The 1,029-nt window shown below is 63.9% G+C and carries 1 protein-coding gene; it reads right to left on the minus strand.

The features are described from left to right. Positions 1–1,016: acyclic terpene utilization AtuA family protein (locus ACFWJO_RS40990; protein WP_386873507.1), on the minus strand; the 1,016-nt coding region annotated here is incomplete at its 3' end. Positions 1,017–1,029: the final 13 nt, after the last annotated feature.

Consider the following 1,029-nt stretch of genomic DNA (forward strand, 5'->3'; position numbering starts at 1 on the left):
CTCCTGATGAACTCGGCCAAACCCTTTGCCTGCGGGTCGAAACGGCCGCCCGAGGCAGCGCCGCCGCCGAGAAGTCCACGGATGAGGAAGTTCACCGCCTTGAGGTTGGGCAACTCCACCCTGAGGATCTCGTGGCCCTTGGCCTCCGGAAAGATCGCGAGGAGTCCCTCGACCGTGAGGTGTTCTCGGAGCCATGCATATTCGTCGTCCGACCTGCCCCAGATCCCGACGTTGGCATGAGCGCCCTTGTCACCCGATCGGGATCCGAAGACCTCGCCGAGCGACACTGTCCGTTTCGGACCCTCCACACCTTCGGCGTCGCGCGATGCTTCCGCAACACGTAGAGCGGGCTCGGCCGTCTTCTTCTCCGACCCCGGGAAATCGACAGTAGTGCCGTCCGGCATCACGACTCGTTCCGTGACGAGTTCTTGCGGAACGAGGCAAGGCCAGGCCAGACCGGTTTGGGTTGGGCGCTGCTGTTTCTCGTCCTGGAAATAGATTCCCGGATAACTGGACAGCGCGAGGCTCATCGCCGCGTCGAAGATCCGCCGACCGAGCTTCTCCTTGTCGTACGAGGAGAATGTCGCCACCAGCTTGGCCACAGACAACTCGTTCAGTGCCGCGGCGGGCTGGTCGGTCCGGACGAGCCGGAAGTCCACCGAATCGAACTGCTCGGCTCCACCGAGAGCCTCGAGCATCCCCGCCTGCGCCAGTGCGGCCTTGGCTTCGACGTCGTCGCCGGGGATGGCGAACGTCATCGACTGGTTGTAGGTTCCGACGCAGTTCATCGTTACCTTGACGGTGGGCGGTGGAGCCTGACCTCGAACACCCGACAATCGCACGCGACCGGGCCCTTCCTGGGTCAACTCGATCGACCCGAGGTCGAGGGTCACGTCGGTGTTGAGGTAGTTGCGTTCGCCGACCTCGTACACCAACTGGGCGGTGACGGTGCCGACCGAGACCATTCCGCCGGTGCCCGCGTGCTTTGTGATGACCGAGGAACCGTCGGCGTACATCTCCGCGATCGGG

Origin of the sequence: Streptomyces sp. NPDC127092, from assembly GCF_042722475.1 — a bacterium.
Classification (GTDB): Bacteria; Actinomycetota; Actinomycetes; order Streptomycetales; family Streptomycetaceae; genus Streptomyces.